We start from the raw sequence: 19925 nt of genomic DNA, 5'->3' as shown, positions 1-19925 counted from the left end.
TTTAAATTGCTTTGATTAGAACAAGAACGCCACGCCTAAGCCACCGTTGTAGCTCTTGTCTTGACCGTTCAAATCGACTCCGATACTTGCATCAAGCTGAGTACGATTATTTACGGCGTAGACTAAACCTGTACCTAAACCATATTCATAATCTTGGCTTTCAGCTTTACGGTAAATGAACTCAGAATAGCCTGACAGCTTACCTGCAATTTTATAGTCAATTGTCGGTACTGCTGTCACAGCCCAATCACTATTTTGCACTTCATAGCGCATGGTAATTGAAGTACCCACTAAATCACTATATTGGTAAGCTACTGCTGAACTTAAACTATAAATATCGTCATGTGCTGTAAATTCATCATTTCCAATGGCAATGATCGCTTCAGCTAACACAGCCATAGACAATCTATCATCTTTTAAATCAATTGCTTTTTTTAAACCGATGCTGACATCACCAAAACCTGACGTGTCATGTTTTTTACCAGCACGTTTAGTTTGAGTCCATGCCGGACCTTGCCATCCTAATTGTAATTCCAAGTCACGCGCTAAACCGGTACGGAATAACATATCCTGATTTAAAGTTACGGTCTTTTCTTTAACACCGTCAACAGTCGACTCAGTATAGGTTACACTCGGTAATCCTTGCTCCCAAGCCAAATTACCTACAGGAGTAATCCCTGTTCCCATTCCAGCACCGGGACGGTCAAAAGAGAACTCTGCGGCAAAAGTACTTCCTGCGGCAACAGTGGTCAAAGCAAAAGTTAAAATTTGAAATGTTCTCATTCTATTATCCAATCAAGTAGTTAGTTCTTTTGACATTTTTGCCCCATGTTGGCGCAACAACTCTAGTGTTTCACGCTCTTCTTGAAGCGCTTCTGACCAATCTATTTCATCAAAGTCACAATCAAAGAACAACTGACTGATTGAAGATAAAATAGTGAGTCCTTCTTCATCACGTGTGTTTGGATCAACTTTTTCATTTAATAAACGTTGAACGGCTGGCGCACATGCTGAGCTTGCCGCATCCCATAAAGGACCATAAAACTCTTCTGCATCCCAAAGGTGTACGTTGGCTTTAGCTTGAATCAACGCTTCGAGAATATCGAGGTAGACTTGTAGTGATTGTTGCTTTTCTTCTTTTGATAAGGGTGTACCCGCTTCATAAGCTTCTGATACATCTTCCCACCATTTAAAAATTCCATCACAAATGATTGATACAGGTGGTCCTTGTTCCGGATCAATAAAGTTCGGATCAAGTCCTTCAGCAAGTAATTTTTGCACTTGCGCGAGTTCTAATTCTTCTATGGCTTTAATTAAAGCTTGCTGCTGGGTGGTTAACATGACCATCTCTCAAAAATATATTAGGGCTATTATGCCTAATCTCATCTGAAGATTTTAGAGGTTGATTGCATCGCATTGCAAACCTAATGTTGTGAATAGTTTTATTTTCATCAAATATAAAAAAAGCCCCGAAGGGCTTTTTAGTATTTTCAACTAAACTTCATCATCAATGAATTCTGGTTGACCACCTCTCGGGTGTTCTTTTTTCTCAAAAGTATGTTCAAGGCTACGTTTTAATTTTTCAATCGCACCATGAATCGAAGCATCAATATTTCCTGCTTTATGGTGCACTGCAACTGGTTTCAAACCTGAAGGACGTGCTTCAATCATACAGTGGATATCTTTGTCACCACCTTTGTCCCCATTTTCATCACTAAAATGAACCGAAAAATGCGTAATACGTTCGCTATGACGTTGGAATTCCTGAGTAAGTTCTGCACGTACATAAGTAATTAAACGTTCGCTGTTATGGATGTTTTTATCTGTGCGGATTTCAATATTCATAAATACCATCCTCTCTTTCTTACTGTGGATCTTTTCTATGCAAAACTTTTTTATGTTGGCATGTTTTAAGCATGCATGAACTGACTTCAATTGTACATTTTGATGGTGTAATGGTTTGTTATCTCCTGACTTAAACGTACTGGTTTTAATTTATTTTGAAGATCTTCATATCTTCAATATCAGTCCATCTATAAAAATATGCAAGCTGATTTTTTAAATTTTTATGAAAAATTGAACAAAAGGAGAGCAATCGTGTCCAAATCTTATCTATCTGGAGCCGAGCTCATTGAGCAAATTCAAAAGTCTCCTTATTCACGTGATTTGATCGGTTATCACGGACAGCCTCCACAAGTTAAATGGCCTAACAATGCCAAGATTGCAGTGCAATTTGTGCTTAATTATGAAGAAGGTGGCGAAAAACATATTGAGCACGGCGATGAAGGCTCAGAGCAGTTTTTATCGGAGATTATTGGCGCTGCAAGTTACCCAGCTAAACATATGTCGATGGACTCCATGTACGAATATGGTTCACGTGCTGGTTTTTGGCGCATTCATAGTGAATTCCAAAAGCGCAAGCTTCCAATGACTATTTTTGGGGTTGCCATGGCACTTGCCCGCAACCCTTATATTGTAGAAGCGATTAAGCAAGCTGATTACGATGTGGTTTCTCATGGTTATCGCTGGCTTCACTATCAAGATACCGATATTGAAGTTGAAAAACAGCATATAGAACAAGCTTTATCTGTTTTAGAAAACTTGTTTGGGAATAAAGTAATAGGTTGGTATACCGGACGTGACAGTCCCAATACGCGTCAATTGCTTGCAGAGTTTTCACAAATACAATATGACTCAGATTATTATGGCGATGACTTGCCTTTTTGGACAACGCTCACCGATGCTGCTGGTACACCACGTTCTCATCTGATTATTCCTTATACTTTGGAATGTAACGACATGAAGTTCTGTTCACCAGGTGGATTTAATAGTTCAGAACAGTTTTTTCAATATTTAAAAGATAGTTTTGATGTGTTGTATGCAGAGGGAGAAACTGCACCAAAAATGATGTCGATTGGAATGCATTGCCGCATTTTAGGGCGTCCGGGCCGTTTTAAAGCATTACAGAAATTCCTCGACTATATTCAAATGCACGATCGTGTCTGGATATGTCGTCGTCAGGATATTGCTGAACATTGGTATAAAAATCACATAACTAAATAATTGATTTTTAATTTTCAAAATTTATAAGCGAATCAAAACTCGCTATTGGCACTGTTATTGCTAAAACTCTATATCAAGACAACGAGTTTAGGAATAACAGTGTTTTTAGCCGAGTTTAATCAAGCCCCACCAGAACAACTCAAGACTTTGTTAAAAAACTGTGTCCACATTCCAGCATGGGCCGAAAAAATCATCTTAGATCGTCCCTATTCAACAAAAGCATCTCTTTTGGAATATGCAGAAAATTTAAGTCAAATGTGGTCATGGCAAGACATTGAAACTGCTTTAGCAACCCATCCAAAAATTGGTGAACGACAAGCAAAAAAACAACTCAATGCAAAAGAGCAACATTTTTCAAATCAGGAACAAGCTGGCATTTCTTTAGATGAACAAACGCAACAAGCGCTGCTACAAGGCAACCTCGATTATGAACAAAAGTTTGGCTTTATTTTTTTAATTAAAGCAGCAGGCCTCAGTAGCGATGAGATTTTAAAAAAGCTACGCGAACGTTTACAACATGACTTAGCCATCGAAAAAGTAATTGTACATGAGCAACTCTCAGCAATTGCTCTATTACGTCTATCTCAGGAAATACAAGCATGATCAGCACTCATATTTTAGATACAAATTTAGGTAAACCAGCTGCAGATGTAGAAGTGAAGTTGTTTCATGCAGCAACCCATGAGCTGATAGCGACCGCAACCACTAACCCAGACGGTCGAGTGAGTGATTTCGGAATAAAAGGCTTAGGTGAAGGCGCTTATCAACTTGAATTTGAAATTGCACCTTATTTTTCATCGCAGCAAGTCAAAACTTTTTTCCCGCGTGTTTGTATCCAATTTTTTATAGAAGACGCTAGTCAGCATTACCACATTCCATTGCTGATCAGCCCGTTTGCTTATTCCACCTATCGCGGTAGCTAATTCAAATATAAATAGGAGAAAAATATGAATCATCAGCAAAAAAATGCGATTTCTCCAGAGCATGAATATTTAGGAATTTCCAAAAGTTTTGCTTACGGCTTACAGCATGTGCTAACCATGTATGGTGGCATTGTAGCCCCGCCCTTGATTATTGGAACGGCAGCTGGCTTAAGCTCAGCACAAATCGGAATGCTCATTGCAGCGGCCCTATTTGTAGGGGGATTGGCAACACTGATTCAAACCATCGGAACCAAATATCTAGGCGCAAAATTACCTTTAGTCCAGGGTGTGTCTTTTGCGGGTGTGGCGACTATGGTCGCCATTATCACTACAGGCGGTGGGTTGCCTGCTGTCTACGGTGCAGTGATTGCCGCATCTCTGATTGGGCTATGCCTTGCACCTTACTTTTCAAAAATTATTCGGTTTTTCCCACCCGTTGTGACTGGATGCGTCATTACGATTATTGGATTGTCTTTGCTACCTGTTGCAATTCGCTGGATGATGGGTGGCAACAACAAAGCACCAGATTGGGGTAGCGTAGAAAATATCTCTTTAGCACTGATGACCTTAGGCATTGTGATTGTTCTAAATATGCTGCCGCAAGCAAGCATTCGTCGTTTATCAATTTTGTTGGCTATTGTTGCTGGTACTACCCTTGCCTACTTCATGGGTTTTGGTGATTTTAGTCAGGTGAGTTCAGGCGCATGGCTGCAATTCCCGCACTTATTTGCATTTGGTTTACCGACTTTCGAACTCAGTGCAATTTTATCGATGTTGATCGTGACCTTAGTGATTATGACGGAAACCACAGCTGATATTATTGCTGTCGGAGACATTGTAGGAACTGAGGTCGATTCGAAACGGATCGCCAATGGCGTTCGTGCAGATATGTTTTCGAGTGCTTTTGCGCCTATTTTTGGTTCATTCATGCAAAGCGCTTTTGCCCAAAATGTTGGACTGGTTGCGATTACAGGCATCAAAAGCCGCTTTGTAGTGGCAGCAGGCGGTGTAATTCTCATTATTTTAGGTCTACTACCCATTATGGGTCGTTTGATTGCAGCGATTCCAATGCCCGTACTTGGTGGTGCAGGTTTGGTCTTATTTGGTTCGGTTGCAGCGAGTGGAATCCGCACTTTGGCAAAAATAGATTATAACGATCAGAAAAATTTAATTATTGTAGCGACTGCTTTATCAGCTGGGATGATCCCAATTATTAACCATGAGTTCTATGCTCATTTCCCAGTTTGGGTACAAACTTTGTTCCATTCGGGCATTAGTTCAACTTGTATCTTTGCTATCTTGTTGAATTTATTATTTAATCATTTACCCTCATTTCGTAGCTCGCGTACCCCGCATTTAAGCCAAACAATAAACACCAGAAATACACATTAAAGATTTACTGTTTAGCGCCCCACTTCGGTGGGCTTTTTTTTAACCGTTGATCAAATTTGGCTTCATTTTTGCTTAAGACCCTGTATCCTTAGCGTGCTTTATTTGGGGGGAGATCATTTAAATGCAATTAAAGCAACTTGCGGCGACTTGTGCCTTGTTATCTGCAACTGCCATGGTTCAGGCAAAACCAATCTGGCAAGATTTTAGTGTGACTGGACTTTATGGTGAAAACTATGAAGTTGTAGATGAAAAAGAAACCACGATTACTTTGGAATATGCAGCGAAAGTTAAATACGCTGATGTATTTTTCTTCGTGGACCGCATGCGTGGTGAAGACGATCATAAAAGTACATATTTTGAGTTATCACCGCGTTTGAGCTTAGGTGAAGTATCGGGTAAAAAACTTGCATATGGGCCAGTAAAAGATGTGTTGATCAGTACCACTTGGGAAAGTAATTCTCAAAATGGCAATAACTTCGACAATTTCCTTTATGGTTTTGCAGTTGATTTAGATATCCCATATTTCCAATATGCGAATTTAAACTTCTACCGTGCAAATAATGAGAACATTGACGACGATTATCAAATGACATTCGTTTATGGTATTCCATTAAAATTAGGATCTGAAGATTTCTTGGTAGATGGTTTCCTTGACTGGTCAACTGCTGAAGGCGACCATGCGAGCGAGTTGAACTGGACAACTCAGTGGAAATGGAATGTAGGTAAACACATTTCTCCTGATACACGCCTATACCTAGGTATCGAGCACTCAGTGTGGAATAATAAATTTGGCCTTCAAGGTCGAGACGAAAATAACGTTAGTGCATTGGTTAAATACCACTTCTAAAATCCAAATTTAGAAGATAAACAGCAAGGAAAATTCCTTGCTGTTTTTGTTTTTAATCAAGTGGATTACCCACAATATTACTAATAATCCCCTGCATAATATGTCCACCTTGTTCACGGCGTAATTCTTCATACCATGCTTGTGTAACAGCTTCATCTTTCATATGTGTCACATCACAACGTTTGCGTGCGCGAAGCACCAACTCATTGGCACGTTCATTGCGCTTGTTTTGATAGCGACGTAAAGCATCTTCTAGCCCCAAAGTATTAATTTGCAGAGAACGCGCTAAATAAATCGCGTCTTCCATGGCTTGGCAACCGCCTTGACCAATATCAGGTGTCGTGCTGTGTGCAGCATCACCTAAAATCACCACGCGACCTTTATAAAATTGAGTAAACGGCTCAATATCATGTATTTCTACCCGATTGGTCTTTTGCGGGTCTAAACGTTCAATAAGCTGCTGTACGGGTTGACACCAATCCGCAAAATATTGTTTTAGAAGTTTTTTATAGTCATCTCGATTATTATCTAGCCCTGCTGGTAAAGGGACATCTAAAAAGAAATAGAACTGTCCATCTGCAACTGGCATTAAAGAAGCTCGCTTGCCTTCGCCCACATAAGTCGTCCATTGCTGGGCCGGAGCTAAATCTTCAGAGATCTCAACCAAACCATTCCAGTTTACATAACCTGCGTAACGGCGCTGCACTTGCTGCCCCAACACATAGGTCCGTGTAAGTGAATGCGTACCATCGGCTCCAATTAATAGATCAGCCTGCGTTGAACTGCCATCTGCAAAATGAACCTCGACATAATCAGCTTTGTCTTCAAGGCTGACCATTTTTTTGCCTAAATAAATCTGATCTCTGCCAAATTCATCCATTAGCATATTTTGTAAATCGGCACGTGCAACTGGATATGGTCGTTGGCCTACTTCTTCAATTAATGGTAGTAAACTGAATTGTGTCATCACATCTCCAGTTAGACCATCCACGTAGGCCAAATCATCCATTTGTCCACCAAGTTTGGCGATTTTGTCAGTTAATCCCAGATAGTTCAGACATTTCACACCATTCGACCACAGCGAAATTGCCGCGCCGACAGGAAGAATTTTTTCAGTTTGCTCAAAAATGCGAACTTGGTGACCAAATTTCTTTAATGCAATGCCTGTGGTTAGACCTCCCATTCCTGCACCAATAATCACCACATTCATAACACTCTCCTATAGATATTCACCTATAGGGTGCTTATGCTAAAAACATGCCATCGTTCAAAATTTATTTAGCTTTTCCACAAAACTGGCATGCACCATGCTTATATATTTATGTATAAAACTCGTCTCGGCACGCTCTATGTCAGCGCAGTTTTAAATGAAAAATCATGTTTTTAACAAGAAATACGGATAATCCACTATGGCAACATTACACGCTCCAGCTTTTGAACTTCCTGAGATTTTGAATACGAAAACCAATTTGGCAGATGCCCGAATTGGTGCACAAGTCATTGAGTGTTCAGATGATTTCTTTGCAGAAGCAAAGCGTATGCTGCAATTTGATGCACCGATTTTTGTTGAAGATAAATTTGATGACAACGGCAAATGGATGGACGGTTGGGAAACACGCCGTAAGCGTCATGCAGGTTATGATTGGTGTATTGTGAAGCTAGGTGTAAGTGGAAAAATCGCTGCTCTTGATATTGATACCAGCTTTTTCACAGGAAACTATCCTGCATCTGCCTCATTAGAAGCATGTTATGCACCAAATGGGGACCTGACAGGGGCAAAATGGGAAAGTGTTTTAGGAAATACCGAACTCGGCCCAAGCCAGCATCATATTTTTATGGTCAATAATGATGCACTTTTTACTCATATACGCCTTAATATTTTCCCAGATGGTGGTATTGCTCGTTTACGTGTCTATGGAGACGTTCATATTCAGGTAACTGATAGCGAGCAAACTCTTGATTTATTAGCCCTAGAAAATGGTGGCCGCGTAGTTGCCTATAGCGATGCGCACTTTGGACATCCGCGTAATTTGATTAACCCTGGTCGTGGCGTCAACATGGGCGATGGATGGGAAACTAAACGCCGCCGAGCTCCGGGTTATGACTGGTGTATTCTTGCGTTGGGTAAAAGCGGGAAAATTGAGAAGCTTGAAATTGATACGGCTCACTTTAAAGGGAACTTCCCTGCCCAAGTATCTATTCAAGCGGTTTACCTTGAAAATGCAACCGATGCACAGTTAATTCCACAAAGTATGTTCTGGTCTTATTTACTTGAAGCTCAACCGATGCAAATGGATCATATTCATGAATATATGAATGAGATTTTACAACACGAAAAAATCTCGCATATTCGTATTAACATGATCCCAGACGGTGGGATTAGTCGTGTTCGTTTATGGGGAAAAATTGCTAAGTCATGATGATGAATACTGTTCAAATTCAGCCTTTAACAATTGAAAATTTTCAGTCCTTCGGAGAGGTCATCTGTTGCGACGGGCATGATTTTTTTCATATTAACGATGCCCACACCGAGCGCTACCATGCGCTCGTTGAAACTGAAATTGAAGGGGAAGCAAAGGCAGGAATTAGTATTTTCCGTAATATTAAGGCCAGTGTATTACCTCTGGAAATTTCAATGCTAGAGCGTCATCCAAAGGGGTCTCAGGCATTTATTCCATTACAGCAACAAAAGTTTTTAATTATTGTCGCGCCCGCTTTAGACGAGAATACTCCTGACATTTCAAAGCTATGTGCATTTGTTTCAAATGGGAAGCAAAGTATCAATTATCGGGCAGGCACATGGCATCATCCTTTGCTTACCTTTGAGGCACCAAGTGATTTTGCAGTGGTAGATCGAATTGGAGGTGGAGCGAATTGTGATGTTTTTCAATTTCCACAGGCTATAAAAATTACGACCTAAATTTAAATATACAGATCTGTCTATTTTAATTTAATGGCAGAAACCGTTGTGGTGATTTCCAACAATTTAGATTTACATAAAAAAATCCCCGCCTATTGAGCGAGGATTTTTTTAATTCTATTTTAAACAGTGATATCAGCCAAGTTACCTTTCTGCTCAAGCCACTGCTTACGATCTGCCGAACGTTTTTTCGCAAGCAATTTATCGAGTAAGCCTGCCGTTAGATGAACATCATCTAGATCGAGCTGAACTAAACGACGCGTGTTCGGATCCATAGTCGTTTCACGCAATTGAATCGCATTCATCTCGCCTAATCCTTTGAATCGGGTAATTTGCGGATTACGATTGCCCTTAATATTTTTCAAAATAGTTTCAAGTTCATCATCATCAAGCGCGTAATGAACATCTTTACCAATATCGATACGGAACAATGGTGGCATTGCTACATACAAATGCCCTTCTTCAACCAATGCTGGAAAATGTTTAACGAATAAGGCGCAAAGCAAAGTCGCAATGTGTAAACCGTCCGAGTCCGCATCGGCCAAAATACAGATTTTGCCATAACGCAGTTCAGATAAATCATCACTACCCGGATCTACACCAATCGCAATTGCAATGTCGTGAACCTCTTGAGAAGCCAATACTTCATCTGAAGAAACTTCCCACGTATTTAAGATTTTTCCACGAATTGGCATAATGGCCTGAAAGTTTTTATTGCGCGCTTGCTTAGCACTACCGCCAGCAGAGTCACCCTCGACAATAAATAACTCACTGTCTTCACGTGTTTGACCAACACAGTCTGCCAACTTACCCGGTAAAGCAGGGCCAGAAACAATCTTTTTACGCTCGACTTTTTTTGCTGCTTTTAAACGACGACCTGCTTTAGAAATCGCCATTTCTGCCAGTTGCATCGCAATTTCAGCATGTTGGTTTAACCAAAGTGCGAAAGCATCTTTAGCAATATTTAAAACAATATTTGATGCTTCTCGACTAGAAAGACGCTCTTTGGTTTGACCTGAGAACTGCGGTTCTTGGAACTTGAGCGATAAAATATAGTTCACACCATCCCAAACATCTTCTGCCGAGAGTTTAAGATTACGCGGTAACAAGTTACGCAGTTCACAGAACTCACGTAACGCCTCAGTTACGCCTGAGCGTAAACCGTTCACGTGAGTACCGCCTTGTGCAGTTGGAATCAGGTTTACATAACTTTCTTGAACCTGTTCACCGCCTTCCACATTCCAACAAATCGCAAATTCACATGCTGCACGGTCTGCCTGACCATTACTCACAAATGCAGGGTTTGGCAAAATTTCGCGGTCTTGCAATTCATCCATCAAATAATCGACGAGGCCATTTTCAAATTGCCATTCGATTTTTTCATCATTAATTTGATCGATATAGATAATTTTTAAGCCAGCCGCTAAAACAGCTTTGGCCTTTAAATTATGTTTAAGCGCTTTTAACGCAAATTTTGGACTATCAAAATATTTCGCTTCTGGCCAAAAATGTACTGTTGTCCCTGTCGCACGTTTTGGTGCTTTACCTTCGAGAACAGCTAAAGGCGCAACAGGCTCCCCTTGCTCAAAGGCCATTTGGTATAGGTTACCCTGCCGTTGGACTTCGACCTCAACACGTGTTGATAAAGCGTTTACAACCGAAATCCCCACACCATGTAAACCACCTGAAAACTGGTAGTTATCGGTACTGAATTTACCACCTGCATGAAGCTTGGTCAGAATAATTTCGATACCACTTTGGCCATATTCAGGATGAATATCGACTGGCATACCACGGCCATTATCTTCAACCGACAACGACCCATCTTTATAAACCGTGACACATATTTTGTCGGCATGACCAGCTAATGCTTCATCAACAGCATTATCAATAACTTCTTGGGCTAAATGGTTAGGTCGAGTCGTATCGGTATACATCCCTGGACGACGACGAACAGGGTCTAAACCGGAAAGAACTTCAAGCGATTGAGCCGTATATTGTGTCACGTTGTACGTTTTCCTTATTTGATGGTGTGCGCAAAGAATTCGATCACTAACGGTAATTTTTCTTCAAAATCTTCCATAGCATGATTGCCATGAGCATCCGTCAAAATCAATGAGGATGGCGTTGCAGCACTATAATAGCGTTGTGCTTGACGATAATCCAAAATTTCATCACCTTGTTGCAACAAGACGAGTATTTTGTCGGCATTTTCAGGTTGTTTCAGTTCCAGTTGTTCTAACTGCCGTAACTGAACATGGTCAATTGACCATTGATCATTCACCACATAGGGCATACTTTCCACTTGAAATAACTCATCAAACAGTTTCCATGGTTGCATAGCAGGGTTAATCAGTACAGCTGGAACATTATATTTCGCGACAAAATATGTCGCAAAAAAACCGCCAAGGCTACTACCGACTAAGGCTACATCTTGTAAAGACTCTATCAGCTTTGAAACTTGCTCAACCACTAGATCAGGAGATCTGTTTAAATCTGGCAAATGCACATTTATGCCCAATTCGCTACAATATTGCTTAAGGCTCAGCCCTTTAATTGAAAGAGAGCTACTATTAAAGCCATGGAGGTAGATAATATTCATATATTTTCCCTCTAAATTGAGAATAAACTCACATTTTTGTTCTCAGTTTGTATATAAAAACACTATTGTCAGACAAGAAAAACCACTCAACTAACCATTCATCAGTATTTTAAAAATATGTGCTATTTAAACTACTAAGATGGAAACGTTTACTGCCGTTGATAAAAAGTACAGCTTAAAACGTCGGTTATAACGTATATGGGGAAAAGATATGCCGAGCTTAACACCACTACATGAAACTTATTGTAAATGGGATCGTACGCCACCTAGTCAGGCAGACGTATTAGAAGGTTTAGCTCAACTGTTCAGTACCAGCTTAAATGGTGTACATGAATTAATTCAAGTTATTAATATTGAAGTATTAAAAAATGCTTTTGGTGTGAGCACACAAAATGCTAAAAACTTTCAAAAACGACCATTTGTACAAAAGGCATATCAGTTTTCTTATGGCGCTTTACAAAAATACGGTAGCTGTTTTTTAGCGCCAAGCTTACGTCATATTATTGAAAAATATCCCACACTTCACGAAAAACCACTCACCCCAAGCCTACATTTTTTAGTCGGCATTTTGAATGGGATTTTTGGGGATTATCTACTTAAACAGCATAGCCCCCTCGCCTTACCCATGGTGCTATACGATCACTACGGTGCAATACAACAAGGGGAACTTGCTGGTCGTATCGTGATTTTGGCTCATGGTTTATGTATGAACCATCTGACTTGGTCAAATGCCCATTATGGCGGCATTGGTGAGCGCCTATTAGCACAGCGTGACCATAACACCATGTTGTATTTAAATTACAATACAGGTCGACGCATTTCAGCCAATGGACGCAGTTTTTCAAACTTATTAGAAGACTTGGTCCAACGTAATCCAAGAATTACCAGCATCGATATCATTGGCCATAGTATGGGCGGACTGGTTTCCCGTAGTGCCTTGTTTTATGGCAAACAAAATATGTATCAATGGATTCATATGGTCGAGAATCTAGTTTGTATTGGCTCTCCGCATCATGGAGCAGTTTTGGAGCGCTTTGGCTTTACCATACAAGATAAACTTGGGGCTTTCCCTTTTGTTGGCTTACTCGGTCAACTGGTTAATATTCGGAGTAATGGTATTTTAGACCTACGCCACGGCAGCGTTCGTGATGATGATTGGGAACATATGGATGCCCGTATTGGTATGATGGATGATAACCGTGCTCCTGCTCCGTTACCTTCCCATATCAACACCTTTTTAGTGGCAGGGACCTTAGAATTTGAAAAGGTCCGCAATAAAGCATTGACCGTAATTGGCGACTACTTGGTGAGTGTAAAAAGCGCACTAGGTGAACACCCTAATCCACGTTTTCAGCTTAAAGTTCCAGACTCACATAAAGCCGTATTTTATGGCTTAAATCACTTTGAAATTCAATATCACTCAAGTGTTGCCGAACAGATCACTCGCTGGTTATACCCTCATGCGAATGATTACGTTCAAGAAGGTATTCAAACCCATATTATTGATATGCCGAACTATAAGCTCGAAGATTTAGAAGGGATTGTAGAGACTTAAAAAAAGCCCAACTTTTGTTGGGTTTTTTTAATTAATTAGCTTTTGTAGAAGAAAGAAAATATTTTAAATTTCAACCTTCCAAGCTTTATTAGCAACTACTTTTCCATTTTTTATATTTAAAACAATATTGTAAGCTGCTGCACCACCATTATTAAAAGTATTTAAAATATAAATATTATTATTTAAATAATATATTTTAAAATCAGCAAGCTCGTTCTTGTCACCATCTATACCATTTTTAGGAAAAAAGTATTGCTCTATATCATTTTTACCAATTTCTAATTTCTTATCTTTATCCTTAATTATGATTTTATCAAGTTGTAAAAAATCATTATTAGGTAAAGTACCATCAGTACCAAAGAATTGTTTATTATTAAAATACTTATATTCACCTTTAAAAGTTTTATAAAGTTTAGGATCTAAAATAGCTTTTTTTGCATACACTTCTACTATTATATTTTTATCACTATAGACAACCTTTTCTCTAGAATATTGAGATAGCTTAATAGGAGTGTAACCACTAAAATTATTTATTCTATTTTTATAGACAAATCCCGTTACACCATTGCTTGCATTAACTAAACAAAAATTATTTGTCCCTTCATCCATCACACAAGAAACAATTTCATTATTATTTAATTTGGTCGTAACTTTAGAATTTAAACTTGAATTTCCTCGTACATTAACGTATCCATCTTTATCTTGAATAAAACCAAACTCAGCGTATGAAGATACTATAGGACCAGTCATTAGAAAAGTAAAAATTATAAACTTAAGTTGTTTCTTCATTTAGGATAAGTTCCTTTACTATCTCGAATATATTTGATCTTTATTTTAGGATATTGCTTTTTAAATTCTGTAATTTTTTTTGCCAAATTTTCAACATCTATATTTTGTGCTCTTGTGCAACCCATAGTGACTCTCCAACCTTGTTTCTCAGCATATGGATCACTTAAACCGCTTCCCCCGCCATGTACCCATCTTGCACGGCTATCTGTGGTCATAATTTTTGTAGTTCCATAGGCAGCTCCCAACTTACTATTTCGCTTTCCTCCAGCAATATATGTATAGAAACCACTAAAAGGGCCATCTGCATTTTTTTTAGATTTACTTGATACTCTACTACCAGTTTTAAAACTGTATAATTTATTACCTAAGTGATCATAAAAAACTGTATAACCGACCTTTGGTGCATCGTGTGGCCCATATTCGGTATCTTGAAATGTATAAATAACAGCCATGCCATCTGTTACATCTACTTTTACAGTCTTATTATTCCCGTTTGATTGCGTTTTATTTTGTTCTATAACAGGTTTAGTTTGTTTTTTTGGCTTTACAGCTTCAGCACTTACCGGTGTTCTCAACTCTATTAAATTTGATTTACTTTTACTAGTTGTATTACTAGAACTGCCTTTAGGCTTAGCTGTATGATTTTTGGAAAATGTTATTAAATCTAAATTTATATTATCTAATCCTAAAGAACCAAAAATATCCTTTAAAGCACTATTAGATGGTTTATGTCTTAGGAATTTATGTACTCTAAGTTCTTGTCCAATGGCTATTCTATTAATATTTTTTAAATTATTATCTTTGGCAAGCTGCTCAACAGTAGTACCATTTCTTTTTGCAATACTTTCTAAAGTATCTCCTTGCTTTACTATATATTTTACATCAGAGTTTACTTTAAGTTGTTGCCCAATAGATATTTTATTTTTATCTTTTAAATTATTATCCTTGGCAAGCTGCTCGACACTAGTACCATTTCTTTTTGCAATCTTTTCTAGAGTATCTCCCTTTTTAACTACATAATTGCCAGCTGATTTTGTATTAATTAAATTCTTAAAATTATCTGGTAATAAAAGAGTAATAATCTCATCTCCAATTCTCGAATGAACTGGAGATGACTCACCATTGGAATTGGTTTTTCCAAATACTACATTTACCTCTTTCTTTTCATTTCTATTCATTGACAAATGCGTAGGTTTTTTTCTATCAGAGCTTTTAACTGTAGCTATAATATAATTTTTATTTTCAATTGCTTTACCCTCATGATCAGTAAGTTTTAACTTTGTTTCAACTTTTTGTTTTAATAAAGTCGTTAATAAAAGTAAATTTTTCTTAAAAACTCTCTCATAAGTATCTACAGCATCTTTTCGCCATTTAAATCTCAATGCTCGTTCTTTTCCTCGGTCATCTTCATAATAACCAGGACCATCATGATGAAGCATATAAATCAATTGCCAATATTTATCATCATCAGGTTTAAAACCCCATTTTAGAGCTAAATTTTTATTAAATAAAAAAGCGACTAAAACACCATAACAACCTATATTTGCATCAAAGACATTTGTTCCGCTCATGTCTATTTCAAAACCTAGTATTGATTTTGATCTTGATTTAAAAGCATCTGCTGTTGATCTTGTATATTGAGCAAGACCTGATGCACTTGTGGTTCCAGCGGCCGCATCTGGATTGAAACCAGATTCAGCTAAACAAATTAATAGTGTATAAGCTATTTCTTGATATTCTAAATTAAATCTAGAACATAAAGAAATAATTGTATCAACGATAATTTTGAAGGTTTCCTCATCTACATCACCAATGATTCTAGAATTACCTTTTAACTTTTTCCCTGTAGGTATAGGTAAATTTACTAATGAGGCGTCAATTATTTGCTCCTTAGTATATGCATATCCCTTTTTTGGCTTAAGTAATTGATAAATATCACCCATTATTCATTCCCATAAACTGCATTAGCTGAAATTGCTTTTCCTTTTTTACTATTTTTTAGTATTTCCTTATTTCCATTTTTAATTATATTACCTTTAAGATCTAATAGCACTGGATTATCCCACAATGATCCTTTACTATGATCCATCATATTTATATTATTAGAAGTTGCTTGATTTAATAAAAGAAAAGAACTTTGATTATTTTCAATACATGCAAAACTAACTAAGCTCCACTTTCCTTCTTCAAGATTTCCTGAAAAATCATATCCTTGTTTTTTTAATAATTGTTTTTGGCTTTCTGCCATTACTGGTATATTTATTTCTTTCTTATTATTTATATTAATTACACTACTTTTACACTCTCTGACAATACCACCACTACCTCTATCTTCAAGCCCTTTTTCAGGATCATAACAATAAGAGATTACTTTAATATTAGCTTCACCACATTTTAAATTTTGAGATTCATATTTCTCATATATAGGAGCACTTTGAGCTACTGTAGCACAACCACTTATATTAAAAATAAAAACCATCGATAAACTAATATATATTTTATTCATTTTCATCAACCTCTTTATCAAAATTTACTGGTATTTCTAAGTCATCAATTGTTTCATATTCATATGTAGATTTCGGTTGATACCAGATATCTTGATGTAGATCCTCAATAATTTCTAATTTTAATTTTTGATTATCTTCGCCAGAATATCCAGTAACTGTACTACCATTTTCATCTGTAAATCCTAGAATTTCTTTTCCACTTGGTAGAGTCATCTTATATTTTTGACCACTTATAGGATTATTATTTTTATCCTTAACATTAAAATTACCATAATACATACTTGGTAAATTTGGAAAAGAATAATTTACAATAGCACCTGCATCAAATTTATGCTGACCTGCTTTAGCATGAAATAATCTAGGTGTATTAATAAAAACTCCTTTATCTGAAATTGTTAATTGACTACCACCAGCATTTAATACAATTTCTTTCTGTCCAATTATTTCAATCTTATCTTCAACAGAGAGAATTTTAATATTTTTTCTTGAGAGCATTTCAATACCGTCTGTTTGCGCTTGTACTTTGATTGGTCCTTTAGCGGCAAACGCACTTAAACCCTTTTGCGCGGCAAACAAACTAATTTTGTCTTGTGCATGCCCAATAATATTTTTCTGTGCACTTAAATTAATTGAACCACTGGCACTTTCAGCAATATCTTGCGAAGCTTGCAAAATAATATTTTCAGGTGTCGTCAAGGCAATACCATTTGGCGATGCTAATAACATCAAGGCTTGTCTAAAAATCTTGCCTTGTTCTTGCTGTTTAGTATCGGAACTGCTTTCTAAACCTTGGGTATAACCCTCCATAAAGCCTTGTAAAGAACTCAATGCTTTAGAAGGTGATACTTCCAATTTACTGCCTTTACTAAAAGTTCCACACACACTCATCATGTCAAAGTCTTTAGTCTCAACATTGGCTAAAACCTTTCCGACCTCTTTAATACTCTCAAATGGATTTTTATGAATTCGGTCTTTAATGCTGGCAAGTTTTCCTTTAACGATGTCAGCCCCATGCTCTTCAACATTTTCAATAAATGCTTTTAAGTTTTCCACCGCATCTTTGGCATCACTAAAAAAAGAATTAAATTCGTCTACAACGCCTTTTGCATTTCCCCCTAGCGCACCAATATCTTGAATAAAGCCACCACAGTCTTTTAAAGCGTGAATAGGATCTTTATTAATCCCTTCTTTAAATAGGTTCACCGTACTATCTAATGCCTGTCCTGTAGTTTTTAGCTCAAGTGACTGGATAAATTTAGGTAGGTGATTAATCACGTTCAAAGCATCAGTTTGTTGCTTTGCTGCAACTTCACTGAGCATTTTCATACTTTCATAGCCTTGTGAAAGTAAGGATTGTGCTTGTGCGGCCTCTAGATGATCTGCAATCGCTTGCTCTTGTGCATAGGTACTAATGAGCATGCCTTTACCTGCACGCACAGCTCCCCAAGCATCTGTTCTAAGCTCAAAGCCTTCACCACGGCCTTGGCTCGTAGCTTGTTCTTTCGGATGGCTCAAGTTACCTAAATTCAGTTGCGTTGCTGCATGACTGCTTTGTAATTGGGTACTAATTTGCCCCGTTGTGTCATCAAAGCGTAATTGGTTAAACCCGCTACCATTAACTTCCTGACTACGAATACCGCTGAGTTTTTTAGTATCTGGAAGCTGCCCTTTCACATCGAACTTGGTTGGCGAACGCTGCGCTTCATGGATACGCCCCGTCACGAATGGACGGTCAATATTGCCATCAAAAAAGTCAATGACCACCACTTCACCAATACGTGGTAAGAAGCGTGCTCCATAGCCTTCGCCTGCCCAAGGAGTCAGTACATCCACCCAAGCCGAGTCGGTATCGTTGTCATTGCTACCCGCGCCACCGTCATGGCCATGATCATCACTACGGGTAAACAGAAAACGCACTTTAATGCGCCCCCATTCATCAACATGAATAGTCTCTCCCTCTGGCCCCACAACTTTCGCTCTTTGTGGATAAGCAATTGGGCGATGCTGTTCTGGATTATATTCAGGTGCCGTCTTGATCTGACGGCGTATTAAGGTCAGCTCATTACCTTGGCGCTCAATATCACCATAACCATGTTGATCCCAGCGACTTTGGGTTAACAACTGGCTCACTTGCTGATACAAATCTTTCGGTAAATTATTTTGGTTATAGAACTTTTTAGCAATAATCAGGAACTCTTGATCTGCTCCTTCATGCTGATCAATTTCAGGATGCTCCTGTAAATTAAACCAATAGCCGACTTGACTATCACGGACGCTACTATAAGCCTTAAAATATTTGGCCCGACTCGCGTACATATCTGTAAATTGCTGATTCAATTTCTCTAGCTGATTACTACTTGAAGCAGTAGCCTGATCTTCCCCTTTCAAATCTTGCATCCAAGCTGGACTCATATGCCATGCTTGTTCAAGGCTCAAACTCGCTGAATCAAATTGCTCTGAATGTAGGTGTGTAGTAATAACTGAACCTACACCTTCTTCATGTGCTAGAGCATCAGGTTGCCAACGCTGCACATGTACAGCAGTCGGCTGTAAAGTCCGCACTGCTACAAAACCCGTAATGCTATCTTGATATTCTGTTGCACTACTTCTGTGATAGCGAATGCTACGACGTGCTAAAGCTTGGTACTGGCTATTATCATCAACCAATCTAAGTTTTTGAGGTTGTATAGGTGCAGTAAAGTGAGGAACAAAAAGCTCTGCTTCATCAATTACCCAACTAACGCCTTCACTTCGCCACAAGCGTGTAAGAAAGTCATAATCAGACTCATTGTGCTGCATGATAAATGGGCGAATATCATAGCTCTGGCTTAACCCACTAAGATCAAGACTTAAACTTGTCGCAAAAAGCTGACTTTTTTCTTGCCATTCTTTAAACAATACTTCCGTGACTTCAATAATACTTTTATTCATGAAAACACGACTATTACGGCGCTTGTGCCATAAGTTTGTCGCGTCTTTTAAGGTGAGTTTATAAAGCGTTAAAGCACCGTCACTCTGGCCATAACTGGCTTCTGTCACAATTCCAGTAGTTCGAAACAATTGTCCAGAATCAGTGACCTGATCAACGGCAACTTGCACACCTATAAACTGCTTTAATGCAATTTGAGCACTCGTTGAAAGGCAGATCAACTCAGCTTCCAATCCCCCATTTAGCTGATGTTGGCCTTCTATACGTTGTAAAAAAACTTGGCTATTCAGTAGTTCATTAGAAAATTGCACATGGACGGCACGTTTCTGCGCACTTAACCCTATTTTTTCCAAAACATTAAAGATATTAAAAAGCATTTTTTTATAATCATAAGGATA

18 protein-coding genes are annotated in these 19925 nt (G+C 38.3%); 8 read left to right on the top strand and 10 right to left on the bottom strand.

Features of this window, described 5'->3' with window-relative positions; all coding sequences use genetic code 11:
• Window positions 1-15: 15 nt before the first annotated feature.
• The 3 genes from HLV59_RS00670 to HLV59_RS00660 all read right to left on the bottom strand — a co-directional run bounded on the left by HLV59_RS00670 (window position 16) and on the right by HLV59_RS00660 (window position 1845).
• On the bottom strand, window positions 16-783 hold the full coding sequence (locus HLV59_RS00670) for a transporter (RefSeq protein WP_171429091.1): 768 nt from the start codon (window positions 781-783) through the stop codon (window positions 16-18).
• Window positions 784-795: 12 nt separating this feature from the next.
• A complete protein-coding gene (locus tag HLV59_RS00665; RefSeq protein WP_005066773.1) occupies window positions 796-1341 on the bottom strand; it encodes an ankyrin repeat domain-containing protein in 546 nt (181 codons plus the stop codon).
• A 153-nt stretch (window positions 1342-1494) separates the two neighbouring features.
• A complete protein-coding gene (locus tag HLV59_RS00660; RefSeq protein WP_001019316.1) occupies window positions 1495-1845 on the bottom strand; it encodes an HPF/RaiA family ribosome-associated protein in 351 nt (116 codons plus the stop codon).
• A 252-nt stretch (window positions 1846-2097) separates the two neighbouring features.
• On the opposite strand from HLV59_RS00660, the gene puuE reads away from it, so the two are divergent.
• The 5 genes from puuE to HLV59_RS00635 all read left to right on the top strand — a co-directional run bounded on the left by puuE (window position 2098) and on the right by HLV59_RS00635 (window position 6225).
• On the top strand, window positions 2098-3063 hold the full coding sequence (gene puuE / locus HLV59_RS00655; protein ID WP_171429089.1) for an allantoinase PuuE: 966 nt from the start codon (window positions 2098-2100) through the stop codon (window positions 3061-3063).
• Between the two features lie 99 nt (window positions 3064-3162).
• The gene (gene uraD, locus HLV59_RS00650; protein ID WP_081172537.1) at window positions 3163-3666 is read left to right on the top strand and encodes a 2-oxo-4-hydroxy-4-carboxy-5-ureidoimidazoline decarboxylase; all 504 of its coding nucleotides are present in this window, start codon (window positions 3163-3165) and stop codon (window positions 3664-3666) included.
• The gene (gene uraH / locus HLV59_RS00645; RefSeq protein WP_081172536.1) at window positions 3663-3986 is read left to right on the top strand and encodes a hydroxyisourate hydrolase; all 324 of its coding nucleotides are present in this window, start codon (window positions 3663-3665) and stop codon (window positions 3984-3986) included. The genes uraD and uraH overlap by 4 nt, the downstream gene beginning before the upstream one ends.
• A gap of 24 nt (window positions 3987-4010) precedes the next feature.
• Entirely contained in the window at window positions 4011-5378 is a 1368-nt protein-coding gene (locus HLV59_RS00640) for a nucleobase:cation symporter-2 family protein (RefSeq protein WP_081172534.1), read from the top strand.
• 121 nt (window positions 5379-5499) lie between these two features.
• Window positions 5500-6225 carry an outer membrane protein OmpK gene (locus HLV59_RS00635; protein ID WP_171429087.1) on the top strand — a complete coding sequence of 242 codons (726 nt, stop codon included), beginning with the start codon at window positions 5500-5502 and terminating at the stop codon, window positions 6223-6225.
• Window positions 6226-6277: 52 nt separating this feature from the next.
• On the opposite strand, the gene hpxO is transcribed toward HLV59_RS00635, so the two are convergent.
• The gene (gene hpxO, locus HLV59_RS00630) at window positions 6278-7435 is read right to left on the bottom strand and encodes an FAD-dependent urate hydroxylase HpxO (protein ID WP_171429086.1); all 1158 of its coding nucleotides are present in this window, start codon (window positions 7433-7435) and stop codon (window positions 6278-6280) included.
• Window positions 7436-7634: 199 nt separating this feature from the next.
• Here hpxO and alc point away from each other — a divergent pair, with 199 nt between their 5' ends.
• Together alc and HLV59_RS00620 are read left to right on the top strand one after the other, a co-directional pair.
• The gene (gene alc, locus HLV59_RS00625; RefSeq protein ID WP_171429084.1) at window positions 7635-8645 is read left to right on the top strand and encodes an allantoicase; all 1011 of its coding nucleotides are present in this window, start codon (window positions 7635-7637) and stop codon (window positions 8643-8645) included.
• Window positions 8642-9145, top strand: a complete 504-nt coding sequence (locus tag HLV59_RS00620) for an ureidoglycolate lyase (protein WP_171429082.1) — start codon at window positions 8642-8644, stop codon at window positions 9143-9145. The genes alc and HLV59_RS00620 overlap by 4 nt, the downstream gene beginning before the upstream one ends.
• A 122-nt stretch (window positions 9146-9267) precedes the next feature.
• On the opposite strand, the gene parE is transcribed toward HLV59_RS00620, so the two are convergent.
• Entirely contained in the window at window positions 9268-11151 is a 1884-nt protein-coding gene (gene parE, locus HLV59_RS00615) for a DNA topoisomerase IV subunit B (protein ID WP_171429081.1), read from the bottom strand.
• A 14-nt stretch (window positions 11152-11165) separates the two neighbouring features.
• A complete protein-coding gene (locus HLV59_RS00610; RefSeq protein WP_061873986.1) occupies window positions 11166-11747 on the bottom strand; it encodes a YqiA/YcfP family alpha/beta fold hydrolase in 582 nt (193 codons plus the stop codon).
• Window positions 11748-11958: 211 nt separating this feature from the next.
• On the opposite strand from HLV59_RS00610, the gene HLV59_RS00605 reads away from it, so the two are divergent.
• Window positions 11959-13302, top strand: a complete 1344-nt coding sequence (locus tag HLV59_RS00605; protein ID WP_017387586.1) for a PGAP1-like alpha/beta domain-containing protein — start codon at window positions 11959-11961, stop codon at window positions 13300-13302.
• Window positions 13303-13365: 63 nt separating this feature from the next.
• Here the strand turns inward: HLV59_RS00605 and HLV59_RS00600 are convergent, their stop codons facing one another.
• The 4 genes from HLV59_RS00600 to HLV59_RS00585 are packed head-to-tail and all read right to left on the bottom strand — an operon-like array spanning window position 13366 to window position 19904.
• Window positions 13366-14091: an SH3 domain-containing protein gene (locus HLV59_RS00600; protein WP_125739491.1), complete on the bottom strand. Its 726-nt coding sequence runs from the start codon at window positions 14089-14091 to the stop codon at window positions 13366-13368.
• Window positions 14088-16034 carry a LysM peptidoglycan-binding domain-containing protein gene (locus HLV59_RS00595; RefSeq protein WP_171429079.1) on the bottom strand — a complete coding sequence of 649 codons (1947 nt, stop codon included), beginning with the start codon at window positions 16032-16034 and terminating at the stop codon, window positions 14088-14090. Before HLV59_RS00595 ends, HLV59_RS00600 begins: the two co-directional genes overlap by 4 nt.
• Window positions 16034-16597, bottom strand: coding sequence for a hypothetical protein (locus tag HLV59_RS00590; protein WP_025465228.1), 564 nt, complete (start codon window positions 16595-16597; stop codon window positions 16034-16036). The genes HLV59_RS00595 and HLV59_RS00590 overlap by 1 nt, the downstream gene beginning before the upstream one ends.
• Window positions 16590-19904: a type VI secretion system Vgr family protein gene (locus tag HLV59_RS00585; RefSeq protein WP_171429077.1), complete on the bottom strand. Its 3315-nt coding sequence runs from the start codon at window positions 19902-19904 to the stop codon at window positions 16590-16592. Before HLV59_RS00585 ends, HLV59_RS00590 begins: the two co-directional genes overlap by 8 nt.
• Window positions 19905-19925 lie beyond the last annotated feature (21 nt).

Source organism: Acinetobacter lactucae (genome assembly GCF_013122135.1).
Lineage (GTDB): Bacteria > Pseudomonadota > Gammaproteobacteria > Pseudomonadales > Moraxellaceae > Acinetobacter > Acinetobacter lactucae.
This window is presented reverse-complemented; position numbering and strand designations above follow the sequence as displayed.

Excerpts from the sequence above, each read along its gene's own strand:
- HLV59_RS00670 (WP_171429091.1), bottom strand. The coding sequence starts at position 783 with ATGAGAACATTTCAAATTTTAACTTTTGCTTTGACCACTGTTGCCGCA.
- HLV59_RS00665 (WP_005066773.1), bottom strand. The coding sequence starts at position 1,341 with ATGTTAACCACCCAGCAGCAAGCTTTAATTAAAGCCATAGAAGAATTA.
- HLV59_RS00590 (WP_025465228.1), bottom strand. The coding sequence starts at position 16,597 with ATGAATAAAATATATATTAGTTTATCGATGGTTTTTATTTTTAATATA.
- HLV59_RS00605 (WP_017387586.1), top strand. The coding sequence starts at position 11,959 with ATGCCGAGCTTAACACCACTACATGAAACTTATTGTAAATGGGATCGT.
- HLV59_RS00635 (WP_171429087.1), top strand. The coding sequence starts at position 5,500 with ATGCAATTAAAGCAACTTGCGGCGACTTGTGCCTTGTTATCTGCAACT.
- HLV59_RS00660 (WP_001019316.1), bottom strand. The coding sequence starts at position 1,845 with ATGAATATTGAAATCCGCACAGATAAAAACATCCATAACAGCGAACGT.
- HLV59_RS00640 (WP_081172534.1), top strand. The coding sequence starts at position 4,011 with ATGAATCATCAGCAAAAAAATGCGATTTCTCCAGAGCATGAATATTTA.
- uraH (WP_081172536.1), top strand. The coding sequence starts at position 3,663 with ATGATCAGCACTCATATTTTAGATACAAATTTAGGTAAACCAGCTGCA.
- HLV59_RS00595 (WP_171429079.1), bottom strand. The coding sequence starts at position 16,034 with ATGGGTGATATTTATCAATTACTTAAGCCAAAAAAGGGATATGCATAT.
- hpxO (WP_171429086.1), bottom strand. The coding sequence starts at position 7,435 with ATGAATGTGGTGATTATTGGTGCAGGAATGGGAGGTCTAACCACAGGC.
- HLV59_RS00600 (WP_125739491.1), bottom strand. The coding sequence starts at position 14,091 with ATGAAGAAACAACTTAAGTTTATAATTTTTACTTTTCTAATGACTGGT.
- alc (WP_171429084.1), top strand. The coding sequence starts at position 7,635 with ATGGCAACATTACACGCTCCAGCTTTTGAACTTCCTGAGATTTTGAAT.
- HLV59_RS00620 (WP_171429082.1), top strand. The coding sequence starts at position 8,642 with ATGATGATGAATACTGTTCAAATTCAGCCTTTAACAATTGAAAATTTT.
- HLV59_RS00610 (WP_061873986.1), bottom strand. The coding sequence starts at position 11,747 with ATGAATATTATCTACCTCCATGGCTTTAATAGTAGCTCTCTTTCAATT.
- HLV59_RS00585 (WP_171429077.1), bottom strand. The coding sequence starts at position 19,904 with ATGCTTTTTAATATCTTTAATGTTTTGGAAAAAATAGGGTTAAGTGCG.